Raw genomic sequence first — 17,034 nt, 5'->3', positions numbered from 1 at the left:
GAGTATCCTTTTTATGATGTATATTACGTATAAAATAGAGGATCAGTACAAATCCTTTATGGCGTGAAAAATAAAATTTATTATTAGAGAAACACTTAATTTACTTTTTGAATTCTTCCATCAATAACTGGCTGAATTGGTTCTTTTAATTGTTTTACGTAATCGACTAACGCTTCAAAGTCGTTTGGACCAGTTTCTGCATTTTTACCATTTTTAAATGATACGAATCCGTCACCGCCAGAAGCTAAGAAGGCATTTGCAACTACGCTATACGTTTTAGATGGAGATAATTCTTCTCCGTTTGTTAAACGTATATTTGTAACTTTTTCACCGTTTGTTTTATTTGCATCCCACGTATATTGAATACCTGAAATTTGAAGCATTCTTGTTGTTCCTTTTTGCCATTGCTGATTTAAAATATCGCGAATGTCTTGACCTGTTAAATCTACTTTAATCAATTGATTTCCAAAAGGTTGAATGCCGTATAACTCACCCCACGTAATATCACCAGCATCTAAGTCATTACGAATGCCACCAGGATTCATGAGGGCGATTTGAGTTTGCATCGTTTGACGCTGAGCATCGGCAACTAAATTTCCAAGAGTGGACTCACCAGCATCATTTTGTTTACGGTCGATAGGTGCTGTAGATTTTCCGACCACTTCATTTACAAGTGGTGCGATTTTTTCTTTATATTGATCTAGTTTTTTCTTTACTTGTTTATCAGGTTCTACACCTTCATGATACGTTGTAACAACTTCAGCTTTTTTCTTTACAATATCCTTTGTTTTCCGATCAATTGTTACATCCACGTCTGAGAAAGCCGTTCCGTATGAATTTGCTTGGACAATTAGTTTATTATTTACTGTACCATTTACATACGTATGACTATGTCCACCGAAAATAACATCAACTTCTGGGTCTGTTTCATTTGCAATTCGAGTAAGATCGCCATTTGTTACCCCAGACTCATCGGTTGTTCCACCGACATGAGCAAGAACGACGATCGATTTAACGCCGAGGCGTTTTAATTGTTGTGTTGATTTATTAATTGCTTCTACTTCATCAGTAATTTGTACATTTTTAAGCATCGTAGGCATAACAACATTTGGTGTATCAGTTGTAACAACACCAATGAATCCAACAGGAACACCATCTACCATTTTTACAGTAAATGGTGGTAAAAATAAGCGGCCAGTTGATTTGTTATAGAAGTTAGCAGCTACATAGGGGAAGTTAGCCCCTTTGAAATTCCCTGTTTTTTCATGATATCCACCGTAAATGAGGCGTTTCATTTCATCAATGCCTTCATCAAATTCATGGTTTCCGATTGTACCAACATCAAATTTTAAATCATTTAAAAATTCAATCGTCGGTTCATCTTGTAATAATGCTGAAACTGGTGGACTAGCTCCGACGATATCACCAGCATGTACGAGAAGTGTATTAGGGTTTTGTTTTTTACGTTCTTTTAAATAAGTAGCTAAGTAATCAGCGCCACCAGCTTCTTTATTAGTGATTTTTTTAACAGTATCTAGTTGTCCATGGAGATCATTAATACCAAGCATTTGTACGTCTATGTAGCGGTTTTGTTCAGCTGGATTCTGAGATGGGGGAGCGGCAAATACGCTTGAAAAAGTAATAGTGCTTAAAACAGCAACGGCAGGAATAATTTTTTTCCACATAATATAATTCTCCTCTTTTTATAATCTGACATCATACGACATAATTTTAATAGATTCATAGGATTATAGCTACATAAAAATTTAGTCTTTTCGAAAAATTAACATATTTACAAAAAGTGAATAATAGAGTAAAGACCCTTTTTTATTGTCGATTTCATCGTGTATCTACTATAATGGAGAAAAAAGTAAAAGGTGAGTAGCATGAAGAAAAAGAAACAAAGACAAATGCAAAGACAATCGCAAGTGAATCAACCAAAGAAAGAAACACTTACATTAGGCGATCAATTAAATGATTCACTCATGCAACAATTAAAGAGTAAGAAGAAAGAGTTGCAAGTGAGAGAAGAGGAAAAAGAGGCAGCTGAACTGGAAAGAAAGCGCCAAGAACAAAAAGAACGTGAAAAGAATAAATCATTTGAAGAACTGCTAAGTGAAAGTAACCTTACTTGGAAAGACTTTAAATAATAAAAAAATGATCAGTGAAATACCACTGATCATTTTTTGACGAGCTTGTAAGAAAAGGGGAGTTAGAATGAGAAAAATTGTCGTTGTTCCACATGAAAACCATTGGATTGAAAAATTTCAAATGGAGGCTGAAAGATTAAAATCAGCGATGCCAGAAACGGTGAAAATGCATCATATTGGAAGTACGTCAGTGCCCGGGCTGGCAGCTAAACCTATTATTGATATGATCATGGAAGTAGAAAATATCGAAAGAGTAGATGGGTGGAATGAACGATTTATAGAGCTTGGTTACATCGTAAAAGGGGAAAATGGTATTTCAAGACGCAGATATTTTATTCATGGAACTGAGGAAAAACGTTCGTATCATTTACACGTGTTTGAAAAAGGAAATCCAGAGATAGTAAGGCATTTAGCGTTTCGTGATTATATGATGGCTCATTGTGAAGAAGCAGAGGCATATGCAACCTTAAAGAAAGAATTAGCCGAAAAGTATACATATGATGGCACGTTATATACGGAAGGGAAAAATGAGTTTGTGCGCAATGTGGATAAAAAAGCGAAAGAATGGAGAGAAAATAACGTGAATGAATGAGTTCACGTTATTTTCTAGCTATATAAAAGTGTTATGTAAACTGTACGTATGTTTTGACTTTTTGTATGAATATTGTTGAAATAAAGTTGTGGCTTATAAATAATGTAACAATGAAAGGGAGACGACTGTGCATATTCCAACAACTACACTTCATAATGGCGTGAAAATGCCGATGATTGGTCTAGGCGTATATAAAGCGAAAGAAGGAGACGAAGTAAAACAAGCAGTAAAAACAGCGTTAGAGGTTGGATACCGTTTGATTGATACAGCGACTGTATATGAAAATGAAAGCGGTGTCGGAGAGGCGATACGTGAATCAGGAATTCCAAGAGAAGACCTATTTATTACAACAAAAGTTTGGAATAACGATCAAGGATACGAGGAGACACTCGAGGCGTTTGAAAAAAGCTTAAAGAAATTACAAATGGACTATGTAGATTTATATTTAATCCATTGGCCGGTAAGAGGGAAGTATGTTGATACGTACCGAGCTTTAGAAAAATTATATGAAGAAGGTAAAGTGCGTGCGATTGGTGTTTCTAATTTTCATAAACATCATTTAGAACTGTTATTACCAAATTGTAAAGTGAAGCCGATGGTAAACCAAGTAGAACTTCATCCGATGTTAACGCAATTTGAATTGCGTAATTATTGTCAAGATGAGCAAATTCAAATGGAAGCGTGGAGTCCGTTAATGAGGGGCGGCGAAGTATTCGAGAACCCAATCATTCAAGGAATTGCTAACAAATATGAAAAAACACCTGCGCAAATAATATTAAGATGGGATATTCAAAGCGGGATTGTTACAATTCCTAAATCTGTTACACCATCTCGTATTAAAGAAAACTTTACTATTTTTGATTTCTCACTAACTGAAGAAGAGATAAATCAAATTAACACGTTGAATCGTGATTTACATGTAGGAACGAATCCTGATAAATATGATACGTTATAAAAAAGACTGTCTCCTAATAAAGGAGGCAGTCTTCTGTTTATCGGTAATTCGATATTTTTAACGATGCAAAGCATATGTGTCATATTTAACAATTTTTTGAAGTTGTACATATTCTTCTTTCGTTAAAGGTAACTGTTGGCTAGCTCGTATATTTTCCTGCAATTGTTGAAGCGAGCTTGCACCAGGTATAACAGCTGCAACAGTCTTATTATGTAAGCAATATTGAATAGCTGTTCCTGTTAAAGAGCTTTCTCCAATCGTTTCTTTTACACTCGCTAGAGTTGTATGTAATTCATCGTAAGAATAAGAGAGATAATCCTTTTCCTTTACTCTTTCTATTTTTCTTGCATTGTTGTCAGTTAAAATTCCTTTTGCAAGTGGCCCGCGGGCAATGACGCTAATTTGGTGTTCATTTAGAAGGGGGAACCATTCTTCTGGACGCCGATTTAAAAGGCTATATTCCATTAGTACACTAACGATGTTTGAGCGTTTTGCATATTCACGAACGACATTTGGGCGTATAGAAGAAATACCGTAATGGCGAATAATACCTTCTTTTTTCAATTCTTCAAAAGCTTCAATTGTTTCATCGATTGGGTCTTCAATCGTTCCGCCATGAAGTTGGTAAAGATCAATATAATCAGTTTGAAGTCTACGTAAACTTTCCTTTACTTCAGTTTTTATGTAAGCTTTAGAAGGATCCCAAGACCAGCCATTTTTTTCTTCTGTCCAACGATTTCCAACCTTCGTTGAAAGAACAATTTGGTCTCTTTTCCCCTTCAAGGCTTTTCCAACAAATTCTTCATTTAATCCGTAATCATATAAATCTGCTGTATCAAAAAAATTAATTCCTAAATCGATCGCTTCATCGATAATACGCATAGCTTCTGTTTCAGATGTACCGAGAGACATACAGCCAAGGCCCATTTCTGTAACAAACAAATCTGAGTTTCCTAATTGACGTTTTTTCATAGGTCAACCTCCTTACCTTTATTGTACGAGAGGGAAAAGAGGTTGACAAACGTTTCCTTTTCGCTTCGCATTAACTGCCCGTAAAAGCATGATTAATGTTTCACTTTATTTGCTGTAATCCACTCTTGTACAGTTGTATACTCTTTGCTATATTGCTTTAGCTTATGGCGAATTTGCCATGCTTTTCCGACTAACGTGATGCGATTTGGTAAAATATAAACTTTCATTTCTATCACGCTCCTTTCAATGTGGTAAAATGTATGAAGAAAGAATAGGAAATAGAACAGGGAGATGAAGTAGTATGAGTAATCTTACAGAGAGAACAGTAAAAACTGAGCCGATTTTTGATGGTAGAGTTATAAAAGTTCGTGTTGATGATGTAGTATTACCAAATGGAGAAATGAGTAAACGTGAAATTGTAAATCACCCTGGTGCAGTTGCGATTATTGCTATTACGGATGAGGGGAAAATTGTGCTTGTTGAGCAGTATCGTAAAGCGCTTGAAAAGGCAATTATAGAAATTCCAGCCGGCAAGTTAGAACCCGGTGAAAAACCAGAGGTGACAGCAGTTCGTGAATTAGAAGAGGAAACAGGATATGTATGTGAAAATATGGAGCTCATTACTTCTTTCTATACATCTCCAGGATTCGCAGATGAAATTTTATATGTATATAAAGCGACAGGTTTGACAAAAAAAGAAAATAAAGCTGAGTTAGATGAAGATGAGTTTGTGGAATTGATGGAAGTATCGTTAGAAGAAGCGATTACTCTTATGAAAGATCTTCGTATTCATGATGCGAAGACGATGTTTGCAGTACAATATTTACAATTACAAAAATAAACACTCGCCAAAGGCGAGTGTTTTTTAATTGATTTTTGCATATACACGTGCATCACGTAAGCTACCATCTGGTGCTAGGAAATCATTTTCCATTGTACCTTCTAGAATGAATTCTAGACGTTCTGCTAAGCTACATGCATTTATATTTGTTGCATCAGTACGAATTTCGATTCTTCTAGCGCCTAGTTTATCAAAGGCGAACTGAATTGCACCTTTAACAGCTTCGGTCATATAGCCTTGTTTTGTATAGGCACTATGTAGCCAGAAGTGAAGTGAAAACTTTGGAATATCCCAGTTTTCAGGCTTTAGTGTAATTGCTCCGATGAATGTACCAGATACTTTATCGTATAAGTGAAAATCAAGTGTTTCACGAAGTAAAAACTGTCCGTGAGCTTCGCGAACAATTTCTTCAGCACTTTCTTCTGTTTCAGCGTTAATTGGTATCCACGGTACTAAGTCTTCTAGAGAAGCTTGGATTGCTTCATATACTTCTGCACCATCACCTGGAAATGGTTTACGAACTTGCAAGCGTTCAGTTTGAAATAATGTTGGAAAATCTAATAATAATGGTTTCAAGAGAAATCCCTCCTATTCTCTACTTTTTAGTTTAGCAAAGTAGAGCGGAATTTCAATGTTAATTCGTCATACTTTTTTCTTTCTTTCATACATTTTTAATAAGAGTGTGAACGGAGGGAAGAAAAATGTGGCGAAAAAATTGGCAAGACCGTGTAATGTCTCACATACAGGAAAACTCTTCATTATATATATTTAACGCCGTTTTATTATTGATGGGAGTAATATTCGGAGCCATTCTGGTGAATAGTTTACAAATCAATCAAAAACAAGATTTATCATTTTATTTACAACGATTTTTTGGACAAGTCTCTAAAGGAGAATTTGCCATTGCAGGCGAAATGTTTCGAGAAAGTTACTTTTCGCAATTAAAATACATCGGATTTATTTGGATTTTAGGGATTTCAATTATTGGATTACCACTTATTTTTATTTTATTATTTGTAAAAGGAGTTGTCGTTGGATTTACAGTTGGTTTTTTAGTAAGTCAGCATGGATGGAATGGACTATTATTAGCATTTGTATCTGTTTTGCCACAAAATTTAATTATCATTCCAGTCTTTCTCGTTATGACAACTATTGCTGCAAGTTTTTCTTTACGGATGATTAGGCATCAATTTATTAGAAAAATAACCGAGCCACTATTACCATTATTAATCCGTTATACATGCTTCTTTCTCGTAATTGGAGTGGTGTTAGCAATTGCTTCTAGTGTGGAGGCTTACGCATCACCAGTTTTAATGAAAGAAGTCGTTGAGGCTATTAATAAAAAATAAATACTTTTTGAGAATAATTATCAATTTGTTTTTATTGTTTTTTCTTTTGACAGAAGCCCTTCTTCTGATATAATGGTGTAAGAGTGGCGAGGAGGGAGTAGTACCGAATGGAAGAAAGAATTGAACGAATTAAGAAGCAATTACATGCAGCGAGCTACAAATTAACACCGCAACGTGAAGCAACAGTTCGTGTGCTGCTAGAAAATGAAGAAGATCATTTAAGCGCAGAAGATGTTTACCTCCTTGTAAAAGAAAAGTCGCCAGAGATCGGATTAGCAACCGTCTATCGAACTTTAGAACTATTATCTGAGTTAAAAGTTGTCGATAAGATTAACTTCGGAGACGGTGTTTCACGCTATGACTTACGCCAAGAAGGTGCGCAGCGTTTCCACCATCATTTGATTTGTACACAATGTGGTGCTGTACAAGAAATACAAGAAGATTTACTTGGTGAAGTGGAAAGGAAAGTAGAACGAGACTGGAGCTTTAAGGTGAAAGATCATCGTTTAACATTCCATGGGATTTGTAAAAACTGTCAAGAAAATGAAACGGATGAAAAATAACCTTTTCCTATTTATCTAGGAAGAGGTTTTTTATTTGAATAAGGTATAAATTGGTGAAAGCTTGGCATATGTTGTAATAACTTATATTTTGGAGGAATTTACAATGCGCCGAGCTTTAAAATTAACTTTTGATGGAATAAAAGTATTTTTATTATTTACAAGTTGTACGATTTTGTTTTATTTCGCTATACTATGGATAAATGAAGAATATGAAAGCTATCATCGTTATGAAAAACCTAAAGAAGAGACTGTAGAAAAAGTATCAGGGAATGAAGAACCGGCAAAGGATGCTTTCGTAAATAGAATGATGTTTTTCTATGAAAATGGGGAGTAGTGTAGAGTGGAAGATCAATTAAAAGATTTTATTCATTATATGGTTGTCGAAAAAGGATTAGCAAAGAATACAGTAGTATCTTATGAACGGGATTTAAAAAGCTACGTAAAGTATTTGCAAAATGTGGAACAGACGAAAACTTTTCATGAAGTGACCCGTTTACACATTGTTAACTTTTTGCAGTATTTAAAAGAAAACGGAAAATCTTCGAAAACATTGGCGCGTCATATCGCATCAATTCGTTCGTTCCACCAATTTTTACTTCGTGAACGAGCGGTAGAACACGACCCATCCGTACATATTGAAACGCCGCAAGGGGAACGGAAATTACCAAAAGTATTATCAGTTGATGAAGTAGAGGCGTTACTTCAAACACCAAAAATGACAAGTGCTTTTGGGATTCGTGATAAGGCGATGCTAGAGTTACTGTATGCGACAGGACTTCGTGTTTCAGAATTGATTGCACTCAATTTAGAAGATGTACATTTAACGATGGGATTTGTTCGTTGCATAGGGAAAGGGAATAAAGAAAGAATTATTCCACTAGGAAGTTTAGCAACGGAAGCGATTCAAAAGTATATTGAAAAAGGAAGAAGAGAATTAATGGGGAAAAAAGTAGTAGATGCACTCTTTTTAAACCATCATGGTAATCGATTATCAAGACAAGGATTTTGGAAAATATTAAAACGATTAGCGAAAGAAGCAAATATTGAAAAAGAGCTTACACCTCATACGTTGCGTCACTCGTTTGCTACGCACTTATTAGAAAATGGAGCAGATTTACGTGCTGTACAAGAAATGCTTGGACATGCAGATATTTCAACGACTCAAATCTATACGCACGTTTCAAAAACTAGATTAAAAGATGTATATAAACAGTTTCATCCGAGAGCATAGTTACTATGCTCTTTTTTTCATAGATTAAGAGGGGAAGACCGCTTCACAGAAACTTCACAAACATTTCGTATATTGTTTTCAGCAGAAGACTGGAATATTACAATGTATTTCCTCTATACTAAATAAAGTATAAAGGAGGAAATGATGATGAAAAAACTGATTATAACTTTATTTATCGCGATGCTAGCGTTGGCTGGCTGTAATACAAACAAAGAAGAACCGAAAAAAGAAAAGAAACTTGAAAGTGTAAACGTAGCAATTCAAACGAATCCGAAAGAAATTAAACCTGGTGAAAAAACAGAAGTACAAGCACTTGTTACACAAGGAAAAGAAAGAGTAACCGATGCCGATGATGTAAAGTTTGAAATTTGGAAAGATGGCGACGAGAAGCACGAGATGTTAGATGGTAAGCATAAAGGAAAAGGTGTTTATGCAGTAGAGAAAACATTTGAAACTGACGGAGTATATCATATTATTCCTCATACAAATGCACGTGATATGCACGTTATGCCAGAACATAAAGTTGCTGTAGGAAATGCGAAAGTAGAAGATGCGAAAAAAGAAAATAGTGACCACAGTGCAGGACATGGAGATCATAAAAGTGACACAATGATCCATCTTATGGCTGGAGACATAAAGGCAAATGCTGAATCTACAATGAAAGTTCATTTAAAGCAAAAAGAAGAAGCATTAACTGGTGCTGAAGTACAACTAGAGATTTGGAAAGATGGTGTTGAAAAACACGAATTTATTCCGGCGAAAGAAGGAAATAAAGGAGAGTATGAAACGAAACATACTTTCAAAGAAAACGGTGCTTACAAAGTGAAAGTACATGTAAGAAAAGGCGAATTGCATGAACATAAAGAAGAAACAATAGAAGTAAAATAAAAAGTAGCTCTTTAGAGCTACTTTTTATTTTTGTTATGAAGAAATAAATCATAAAAAAATTAGCACTTCGTTGCAGAATGGATTACAATAGAAGTGTGAAGAAAATGAGAAATTCTACGAAAATGTATTAAAAAGAAAGCGTAAACATGTTATGATATCAGTATCAGATGTCTGACATCTGACTTAGAAAAAACTAGAAATGTTTTTGAATCGTTTCAAGTAAACGAAATAGGTTAGAAAATGATTTAAAGAAGTACTGTTTGACAATGAGAATTCTTTTGGATAACAGTTTCACTTTATAGCGTTTTGAACATACTACAAGAAGTAGAACTGAACTTATAGGAGGTCGCAGTTATGAATAAATATAAACGTATATTCCTAGTCGTAATGGACTCTGTGGGAATCGGTGAAGCACCAGATGCTGAGCAATTTGGTGATTTAGGATCTGACACAATTGGTCACATTGCTGAACATATGAATGGGTTACAAATGCCTAACATGGTGAAATTAGGTCTTGGTAACATTCGAGAAATGAAAGGTATCTCTAAAGTAGAGAAACCACTTGGATATTACACAAAAATGCAAGAGAAATCTACTGGTAAAGATACAATGACAGGTCACTGGGAAATCATGGGCCTTTACATTGATACACCATTCCAAGTGTTCCCGGAAGGATTCCCGAAAGAATTACTTGATGAATTAGAAGAAAAAACAGGCCGTAAAATTATCGGTAATAAGCCAGCTTCTGGAACTGAGATTCTTGATGAACTTGGTCAAGAGCAAATGGAAACAGGCTCTTTAATCGTTTATACTTCTGCTGATAGCGTATTGCAAATTGCAGCACACGAAGAAGTAGTGCCACTTGATGAGCTATATAAAATCTGTAAAATTGCACGTGAATTAACATTAGATGAGAAGTACATGGTAGGGCGTGTTATTGCTCGTCCATTCGTTGGTAAACCTGGAAACTTTACACGTACACCAAACCGTCATGACTATGCATTAAAACCATTCGGTCGTACAGTAATGAATGAATTAAAAGATAGTGACTACGATGTAATTGCTATCGGTAAAATCTCTGATATTTATGATGGTGAAGGGGTAACTGAATCACTTCGTACGAAGTCTAACATGGATGGAATGGATAAGCTTGTAGATACATTAAATATGGACTTTACAGGTCTTAGCTTCTTAAACTTAGTTGACTTTGATGCATTATTCGGCCACCGCCGTGATCCACAAGGATACGGAGAAGCTCTGCAAGAATATGATGCACGTCTTCCAGAAGTATTCGCAAAACTAAAAGAAGATGATCTATTATTAATTACAGCAGACCACGGTAATGATCCAATTCACCCTGGTACTGACCATACACGTGAATATGTACCATTATTAGCATATAGCCCAAGCATGAAAGAAGGCGGACAAGAGTTACCACTTCGTCAAACATTTGCTGATATTGGTGCAACAGTAGCAGAAAACTTCGGTGTGAAAATGCCAGAATACGGAACAAGCTTCTTAAACGAGCTAAAGAAATAGGGGGATAAACAAATGAATCGTGAACTTATTACAAAATCAGCTTCATACTTAAAAGAGAAATTTCAAGAGACACCACAAGTAGGACTAATCCTTGGATCAGGACTAGGTGTATTAGCAGACGAAATTGAGAACGCAGTAACAGTACCTTACAGTGAAATCCCTGAATTCCCAGTATCAACTGTAGAAGGCCATGCAGGTCAACTAGTATTTGGTACACTTCAAGGTGTAACAGTAGTAGCAATGCAAGGACGTTTCCACTTCTATGAAGGATACGACATGCAAAAAGTAACATTCCCAGTTCGTGTTATGAAAGAACTAGGTGTAGAAACAGTAGTTGTAACAAACGCAGCTGGTGGTGTAAATACATCATTTGAGCCAGGCGATCTTATGTTAATTTCAGACCACATTAACTTCATGGGTACGAATCCATTAATCGGACCGAATGATTCTGAAATGGGCGTACGTTTCCCTGATATGTCTACATCATATACAGTAGAACTTCGCGAAATGGCGAAACAAGTTGCAGCAGACTTAAATATTAAAGTACAAGAAGGTGTATACGTAGGAATGACAGGTCCTGTATATGAAACACCTGCTGAAATTCGTATGCTTCGTACACTTGGCGGAGATGCAGTTGGTATGTCAACAGTACCTGAAGTAATTGTAGCGCGTCACGCTGGTATGAAAGTATTAGGTATTTCTTGTATTTCAAATATGGCAGCTGGTATTTTAGATCAGCCACTTCACCACGATGAAGTAATTGAAACGACAGAACGTGTTAAAGCTAACTTCTTAGCATTAGTAAAAGCAATCGTAAAACAAATGAAGGGGTGACTTCACAATGAGAATGGTGGACCTAATTGCAAAAAAACGTGACGGACATGCATTAACGACAGAAGAAATTAACTTTATTGTTGAAGGATATACAAATGGTGATATTCCTGATTATCAAGTAAGTTCACTTGCAATGGCAATTTTCTTCCAAGATATGAACGATCAAGAGCGTGCTGATTTAACGATGGCAATGGTAAATAGCGGTGATACAATCGACTTATCAGCTATTGAAGGTGTAAAAGTAGATAAGCATTCGACAGGTGGTGTTGGTGATACAACGACACTTGTATTAGGTCCATTAGTAGCTGCTTTAGGTGTACCAGTAGCGAAAATGTCTGGACGCGGTTTAGGACATACTGGTGGTACAATTGATAAATTAGAAGCAGTTCCAGGATTCCATGTGGAAATTGAAAACGATGAATTCATGCGTCTTGTAAATGAAAACAAAATCGCTGTTATCGGCCAAAGTGGTAACTTAACACCTGCTGATAAAAAGTTATATGCACTTCGTGATGTAACAGCAACAGTAAACTCAATTCCGCTTATTGCAAGTTCGATTATGAGTAAAAAAATTGCTGCTGGTGCAGATGCAATTGTTCTTGATGTAAAAACTGGAGCAGGTGCATTTATGAAAACGGATGAAGATGCAAAACGTTTAGCAGAAGCAATGGTACGCATCGGTAATAACGTTGGTCGTAATACGATGGCAGTTATTTCTGATATGAGTCAACCACTCGGTGAAGCTATCGGTAACGCATTAGAAGTACAAGAAGCAATTGATACATTACAAGGTAAAGGGCCGAAAGATTTAGAAGAGCTATGTTTAACACTTGGAAGTCAAATGGTGTACCTTGCTGGACAAGCTTCATCTTTAGAAGATGCACGTGAAAAGCTAATTGAAGTAATGAACAACGGAAAAGCGCTAGAATCATTTAAAACGTTCTTATCAGCGCAAGGCGGTGACGCATCTGTTGTTGATGACCCTTCTAAATTGCCACAAGCACAATTTAAAATTGAAGTGGAAGCGAAAGAAGACGGATATGTATCAGAAATCGTTGCAGACGAAATCGGAACAGCAGCAATGCTTTTAGGAGCAGGACGTGCAACGAAAGAGTCTGAAATTGATTTAGCAGTTGGTCTAATGCTGCGCAAAAAAGTAGGCGATAGCGTGAAGCAAGGTGAATCCCTTGTTACAATTTACGCAAACCGCGAAAATGTTGAAGATGTAAAAGCGAAAATTTATGAGAACATGAAGATCTCTAAAGAACACGTAGATGCACCAACTTTAGTACACGGTATTGTAACGAAGTAATAAAAAAAAGCTGAGGAGATTTCTCCTTGGCTTTTTTTACTATTTTTTGTTTATAATAATAATGGGTGAAATTATGATTAGAATTTGTGCAGTAACAAAAACAGATGAAGTATTATATGATGTTTCTCTAGAAGAAACAAAGAAAGACCATATTGTATGGTATTGGCTAGATTTATATAAGCCAACGAAAGAAGAGTATACATATATTCTGCAAGACCATTTTAAGTTCCATCCCCTTGCAATTGAAGACTGTCTAGAATATGTACAGAGGCCAAAAGTTGATTTTTATGATGGATATAACTTTTTAGTTCTTCATGCGTTTGGAGAAGATGGGCTAGAACCACATGAAATTGATTTGTTTGTTAGTGATCGCTATATTGTTTCTTTCCATTTTTCTCATAATAATGCAATTGAAAGAGTATGGAAAACACTTGGTGAGAAGAGGCGGATTAAGAAAGGACCTTTACATGTAGCACATACGATCACTGATCAAATTGTAGATGATTATTTCGCACCTGTATATTACATTGAAGATCATTTAAATGCGATTGATGATAATTTAACAGGTGAGACAGCAGGAGCCGTACTAGAAGAAGTATTTGATATTAGGGCAGATTTATCTAAGTTAAGACGTACAATTATTCCAATGCGTGATTTATTGTATCGTATTTTGAATTCCACTCGTTTTTACGGTATAAGTGATCATGAGATTTATTTTAAAGATATACATGATCATTTACTTAAACTTACGGAAATGATTGAGGCAAGTCGAGAGTTAACGGCCGATATTCGGGATAGTTATTTTTCATTAAACTCACATCATATGAATAACATTATGAAAACATTAACTGTATTCTCGACTATTTTCATGCCATTAACATTTATTGCGGGAGTATATGGAATGAACTTTACGCATATGCCAGAGCTTGGTGGACAATATAGTTATTTTATTTGTCTTCTTCTAATGGCATTAATTGGCGGCGGAATGATGGCCTGGTTTTATAAAAAAGGATGGTTTAAGTAAAAAAACACCGAGGATTTCCCCGGTGTTTTTTCTTAACCAATAGCATGTAATACAAACATAGCTAAGAATAAGCATGTAATGATATACATAGATGGTGCGACTTCTTTACGCTTTCCAAGAGCAACTTTTAAGATAGGGTAAGCAATAAATCCGAACGCAATGCCATCAGCGATACTATATGTGAGCGGGATCATGACGATAATTAAGAACGCTGGAAATCCTTCTGAAAAATCGTTCAGAGGAATTTGCTGAATGCTTGTAATCATCAGGCCGCCAATAATAATTAAGATTGGTGCAATGGCACTATCAGGAATTAGTTTGACAAACGGAAGTGCAAACAATGATGCAAAGAATAACAACCCCGTAACGATAGACGTCAGACCTGTCTTTCCGCCTGCAGTAATACCTGCGGCACTCTCTACTGTTGATACGGTAGGGCTTGTGCCAAATAGACCACATGTCATTGCTGAAATTGCATTGGCTTGGTAAGCACGTGGGAATTTACGGTCATCTTCTAATAAACCGTGCAGAAGTCCCATGTTCTCAAAAATAAGCACCATGCTTAAGGAGAATGTTGCAATCCAAAACGGTAAGGAAGAAAGTTTGCCAAATGACATAGCTCCAAACACATCGCCGTAATTAGCGAATGAGAATGAACTATTTCCGATTTGACTTGTATCAACAAGGCCAAATAGCCATGCAATACCAGTTCCTATTGCAATCGTCCATAAAAAGTTTCCACGTACGTTACGAATAAATAGTACAAGTGCAACGATAAGAGTAAGCACGGTCGCAAGAACGACAGGGTTACTTAATTTACCCATTGCAACAGCAGTATTTGGGTTCGAAACGACTAAACCACCTTTTTGCAATCCGATAAACGCTAAAAATAATCCGATGCCGACAGTAATTGCTTCTTTTAATGACTTTGGAATTGATACTGATAGCACGCGAGCGATTGGTGTAAAAGCGGCAATTGCAAAAATAATACCAGAGATAAAGACAGCAGCTAATGCTTCTTGCCAAGTTAGTCCAAGCGTATGCACAGCTGTGTACGTGAAGAATGCATTTACACCCATACCAGGGACAAGAATAGCAGGCGCATTTGCCCAAAATGCCATGAGTAGACATCCGACAAATGAACTGAAAACAGTTGCTAAAATTCCAGCTTCAAGAGGAATGCCAGCATCGGATAAAATTGACGCATTTACAATCATAATATATACGATCGTGAAAAATGACGTAACTCCAGCTAAAACTTCTTGTTTTGGTGATGTTTCGTGTAAACCTAATTTAAATGTTCTTTCAAGTATTCCTTTCATGTTAAACCTTCTTTTTCATATCCCTCTCCCACCCGTGATATCTCTTTCGTAAGAGCTCACCGTCCTTTATTATATCAGAACATCATGTTTTTACAACAAGGAAAATGATAACGTTTACTTATAAATGAAATTATTTATAAATACGTAAAAATTGCCCGTATTGTTGAAATAATTTCTAATTCTCCCGATTGAATGGGTGGAGCTGCTTGCGCATGTAAAGTAGCATAAGACGTAACCTCCCTTGGTAATTGGGCAGATTCTTCAACGAATGAGAGGGGAACAGGATTAATATTTAAATTATATGTACTCGCAATAGCACGAGCTTTTTCTACTGCCTGGTGCAGAGCTTGAATGAGAGCTTGCTCATAATATTTATTTGGATGAGATACTCGGAAACGTAAACCTTTTGCTACATTTGCGCCATTTGAAACGGCTATATCATATACTTCCCCAGCTTTTTGTACATTTAAAACGGTAATTTCATACAAATGCTCTACACGGTATCCTTGTAGCAATGCTTTATCATTTACATATTCGTATTGAGGAGTAATTGTATAAGAAATCGTCTCTATATCTTTATCGGCAATACCAAGCTGTTTAAGTGCATCCAGCAATTGTTTGGATTGCACTGCATTTTCTTCTTGAGCCTGTTTTACATTTTTATCATCTGTTCGAATGCCGAGTGTTAATATAACAACATTCGGTTTTGCTTTTACAACACCTTCTCCTTGTACAGTAATAGTAGCTTCTTTACCAGTATTAGCAGTGCGTACGTTGTGTAAATAAGGATTCATTCCACCCTGCATTTTCCATCACCATCCTTTTTATATGTATATGTGTGAACAAAAAAGAAATTTATATGAAAAAAGTTACATAAATGAGAATGTTGAGGAAAGAAAGCATATACAACATAGGTATTTATAGATTATAATATGTGTAAATATGATAAAAAAGGGACGAGGCTATTGAACGAAAAAAGAGAAACGCTGATTTTAGATTTATCTGCATCATTTCGAAAAATGATACGTTTATTACAAAATGATATTAATACACGTTTTGCAGAACATATGCCATATAATGAATTTTCTGTATTACGTGCGTTATTTTTAAACAGTCCACAGATGGCTTCGCAAATTGCGAGTGAAGTAAACGTAACCTCCAGTCATATTACAGCTGTTACAGATCGTCTCGTACGAAAAGGATTAGTAGAAAGAAAACGTTCTAATTCAGATCGTCGAATCGTGTACTTAGAAATTACAGAGCACGGAAGAGAAGTAACTGAAAAACTTGAAGCTGTGCGTAAAGAATATTATAAAGAGAGATTTAAAGGTTGGAGCGACCAAGAAATAGAAATGGTCTTAGAACTATTTGGCCGCGTATTATAATAAATGAGGATAGGAAGCGAAAGCACTCCTATCCTTTTTCTTTTGAATAAAAATATTTTGAAACTCCGATACTTTAA

General features: G+C 36.0%; 20 protein-coding genes. 14 read left to right on the top strand and 6 right to left on the bottom strand.

The genetic code is table 11. The features are described 5' to 3' along the window. Window positions 1-95: 95 nt before the first annotated feature. Window positions 96-1,685 (bottom strand): bifunctional metallophosphatase/5'-nucleotidase, encoded by a 1,590-nt coding sequence (locus tag QCI81_RS07480; RefSeq protein WP_353810651.1) that lies wholly within the window; start codon window positions 1,683-1,685, stop codon window positions 96-98. 201 nt (window positions 1,686-1,886) lie between these two features. On the opposite strand from QCI81_RS07480, the gene QCI81_RS07475 reads away from it, so the two are divergent. The 3 genes from QCI81_RS07475 (at window position 1,887) to QCI81_RS07465 (ending at window position 3,697) form a co-directional block, all read left to right on the top strand. Continuing rightward, window positions 1,887-2,150, top strand: a complete 264-nt coding sequence (locus QCI81_RS07475; RefSeq protein ID WP_000727561.1) for a YqkE family protein — start codon at window positions 1,887-1,889, stop codon at window positions 2,148-2,150. 67 nt (window positions 2,151-2,217) lie between these two features. Beyond that, a complete protein-coding gene (locus QCI81_RS07470; RefSeq protein ID WP_001227176.1) occupies window positions 2,218-2,742 on the top strand; it encodes a GrpB family protein in 525 nt (174 codons plus the stop codon). A 127-nt stretch (window positions 2,743-2,869) separates the two neighbouring features. Further along, window positions 2,870-3,697, top strand: coding sequence for an aldo/keto reductase (locus QCI81_RS07465; RefSeq protein WP_069356162.1), 828 nt, complete (start codon window positions 2,870-2,872; stop codon window positions 3,695-3,697). Window positions 3,698-3,754: 57 nt separating this feature from the next. On the opposite strand, the gene QCI81_RS07460 is transcribed toward QCI81_RS07465, so the two are convergent. After that, a complete protein-coding gene (locus tag QCI81_RS07460) occupies window positions 3,755-4,669 on the bottom strand; it encodes an aldo/keto reductase (protein ID WP_000747218.1) in 915 nt (304 codons plus the stop codon). 92 nt (window positions 4,670-4,761) lie between these two features. Beyond that, window positions 4,762-4,896 (bottom strand): Z-ring formation inhibitor MciZ, encoded by a 135-nt coding sequence (mciZ, locus tag QCI81_RS07455; protein WP_000870292.1) that lies wholly within the window; start codon window positions 4,894-4,896, stop codon window positions 4,762-4,764. Window positions 4,897-4,970: 74 nt separating this feature from the next. On the opposite strand from mciZ, the gene QCI81_RS07450 reads away from it, so the two are divergent. Further along, the gene (locus tag QCI81_RS07450; protein ID WP_016080378.1) at window positions 4,971-5,510 is read left to right on the top strand and encodes an NUDIX domain-containing protein; all 540 of its coding nucleotides are present in this window, start codon (window positions 4,971-4,973) and stop codon (window positions 5,508-5,510) included. A 24-nt stretch (window positions 5,511-5,534) separates the two neighbouring features. Here QCI81_RS07450 and QCI81_RS07445 read toward each other — a convergent pair whose 3' ends face one another. Continuing rightward, complete coding sequence (locus tag QCI81_RS07445; protein WP_000803479.1) at window positions 5,535-6,086, bottom strand: GNAT family N-acetyltransferase; 552 nt, start codon at window positions 6,084-6,086, stop codon at window positions 5,535-5,537. A 155-nt stretch (window positions 6,087-6,241) separates the two neighbouring features. Between QCI81_RS07445 and spoIIM the strand changes: the two genes are divergently transcribed. From spoIIM to corA, 9 genes are all read left to right on the top strand, one after another. Next, window positions 6,242-6,859 (top strand): stage II sporulation protein M, encoded by a 618-nt coding sequence (gene spoIIM / locus QCI81_RS07440; protein WP_261721207.1) that lies wholly within the window; start codon window positions 6,242-6,244, stop codon window positions 6,857-6,859. A gap of 107 nt (window positions 6,860-6,966) precedes the next feature. After that, a complete protein-coding gene (fur, locus tag QCI81_RS07435; protein ID WP_000392657.1) occupies window positions 6,967-7,422 on the top strand; it encodes a ferric iron uptake transcriptional regulator in 456 nt (151 codons plus the stop codon). 103 nt (window positions 7,423-7,525) lie between these two features. Beyond that, a complete protein-coding gene (locus tag QCI81_RS07430; RefSeq protein ID WP_001250432.1) occupies window positions 7,526-7,756 on the top strand; it encodes a YqzK family protein in 231 nt (76 codons plus the stop codon). Between the two features lie 6 nt (window positions 7,757-7,762). After that, window positions 7,763-8,653: a site-specific tyrosine recombinase XerD gene (gene xerD / locus QCI81_RS07425; protein WP_000390088.1), complete on the top strand. Its 891-nt coding sequence runs from the start codon at window positions 7,763-7,765 to the stop codon at window positions 8,651-8,653. A 144-nt stretch (window positions 8,654-8,797) separates the two neighbouring features. Further along, on the top strand, window positions 8,798-9,541 hold the full coding sequence (locus QCI81_RS07420; RefSeq protein WP_002101286.1) for a FixH family protein: 744 nt from the start codon (window positions 8,798-8,800) through the stop codon (window positions 9,539-9,541). Window positions 9,542-9,895: 354 nt separating this feature from the next. Then, window positions 9,896-11,080, top strand: a complete 1,185-nt coding sequence (gene deoB, locus QCI81_RS07415) for a phosphopentomutase (protein WP_016080381.1) — start codon at window positions 9,896-9,898, stop codon at window positions 11,078-11,080. 12 nt (window positions 11,081-11,092) lie between these two features. After that, a complete protein-coding gene (locus tag QCI81_RS07410) occupies window positions 11,093-11,914 on the top strand; it encodes a purine-nucleoside phosphorylase (protein ID WP_001078446.1) in 822 nt (273 codons plus the stop codon). A gap of 7 nt (window positions 11,915-11,921) precedes the next feature. Next, on the top strand, window positions 11,922-13,226 hold the full coding sequence (locus QCI81_RS07405; protein WP_001243080.1) for a pyrimidine-nucleoside phosphorylase: 1,305 nt from the start codon (window positions 11,922-11,924) through the stop codon (window positions 13,224-13,226). A gap of 61 nt (window positions 13,227-13,287) precedes the next feature. Next, window positions 13,288-14,250, top strand: a complete 963-nt coding sequence (corA, locus tag QCI81_RS07400; RefSeq protein ID WP_002026281.1) for a magnesium/cobalt transporter CorA — start codon at window positions 13,288-13,290, stop codon at window positions 14,248-14,250. 32 nt (window positions 14,251-14,282) lie between these two features. Here corA and QCI81_RS07395 read toward each other — a convergent pair whose 3' ends face one another. Together QCI81_RS07395 and QCI81_RS07390 are read right to left on the bottom strand one after the other, a co-directional pair. Continuing rightward, window positions 14,283-15,572, bottom strand: a complete 1,290-nt coding sequence (locus QCI81_RS07395) for an NCS2 family permease (protein ID WP_000676248.1) — start codon at window positions 15,570-15,572, stop codon at window positions 14,283-14,285. Between the two features lie 134 nt (window positions 15,573-15,706). Beyond that, complete coding sequence (locus QCI81_RS07390; protein WP_001161449.1) at window positions 15,707-16,378, bottom strand: SIMPL domain-containing protein; 672 nt, start codon at window positions 16,376-16,378, stop codon at window positions 15,707-15,709. Between the two features lie 159 nt (window positions 16,379-16,537). Between QCI81_RS07390 and QCI81_RS07385 the strand changes: the two genes are divergently transcribed. After that, window positions 16,538-16,957, top strand: coding sequence for a MarR family winged helix-turn-helix transcriptional regulator (locus QCI81_RS07385; protein ID WP_001003307.1), 420 nt, complete (start codon window positions 16,538-16,540; stop codon window positions 16,955-16,957). The last annotated feature ends 77 nt before the right edge of the window (window positions 16,958-17,034 follow it).

This window comes from Bacillus cereus group sp. MG20 (assembly GCF_040459885.1).
Classification (GTDB): Bacteria; Bacillota; Bacilli; order Bacillales; family Bacillaceae_G; genus Bacillus_A; species Bacillus_A cereus.
This window is presented reverse-complemented; position numbering and strand designations above follow the sequence as displayed.

Excerpts from the sequence above, each read along its gene's own strand:
- QCI81_RS07410 (WP_001078446.1), top strand. The coding sequence starts at position 11,093 with ATGAATCGTGAACTTATTACAAAATCAGCTTCATACTTAAAAGAGAAA.
- QCI81_RS07460 (WP_000747218.1), bottom strand. The coding sequence starts at position 4,669 with ATGAAAAAACGTCAATTAGGAAACTCAGATTTGTTTGTTACAGAAATG.
- QCI81_RS07395 (WP_000676248.1), bottom strand. The coding sequence starts at position 15,572 with ATGAAAGGAATACTTGAAAGAACATTTAAATTAGGTTTACACGAAACA.
- corA (WP_002026281.1), top strand. The coding sequence starts at position 13,288 with ATGGGTGAAATTATGATTAGAATTTGTGCAGTAACAAAAACAGATGAA.
- QCI81_RS07420 (WP_002101286.1), top strand. The coding sequence starts at position 8,798 with ATGATGAAAAAACTGATTATAACTTTATTTATCGCGATGCTAGCGTTG.
- spoIIM (WP_261721207.1), top strand. The coding sequence starts at position 6,242 with ATGTCTCACATACAGGAAAACTCTTCATTATATATATTTAACGCCGTT.
- QCI81_RS07475 (WP_000727561.1), top strand. The coding sequence starts at position 1,887 with ATGAAGAAAAAGAAACAAAGACAAATGCAAAGACAATCGCAAGTGAAT.
- QCI81_RS07480 (WP_353810651.1), bottom strand. The coding sequence starts at position 1,685 with ATGTGGAAAAAAATTATTCCTGCCGTTGCTGTTTTAAGCACTATTACT.
- QCI81_RS07405 (WP_001243080.1), top strand. The coding sequence starts at position 11,922 with ATGAGAATGGTGGACCTAATTGCAAAAAAACGTGACGGACATGCATTA.
- QCI81_RS07450 (WP_016080378.1), top strand. The coding sequence starts at position 4,971 with ATGAGTAATCTTACAGAGAGAACAGTAAAAACTGAGCCGATTTTTGAT.
- mciZ (WP_000870292.1), bottom strand. The coding sequence starts at position 4,896 with ATGAAAGTTTATATTTTACCAAATCGCATCACGTTAGTCGGAAAAGCA.
- deoB (WP_016080381.1), top strand. The coding sequence starts at position 9,896 with ATGAATAAATATAAACGTATATTCCTAGTCGTAATGGACTCTGTGGGA.
- QCI81_RS07390 (WP_001161449.1), bottom strand. The coding sequence starts at position 16,378 with ATGCAGGGTGGAATGAATCCTTATTTACACAACGTACGCACTGCTAAT.
- QCI81_RS07430 (WP_001250432.1), top strand. The coding sequence starts at position 7,526 with ATGCGCCGAGCTTTAAAATTAACTTTTGATGGAATAAAAGTATTTTTA.
- fur (WP_000392657.1), top strand. The coding sequence starts at position 6,967 with ATGGAAGAAAGAATTGAACGAATTAAGAAGCAATTACATGCAGCGAGC.
- QCI81_RS07470 (WP_001227176.1), top strand. The coding sequence starts at position 2,218 with ATGAGAAAAATTGTCGTTGTTCCACATGAAAACCATTGGATTGAAAAA.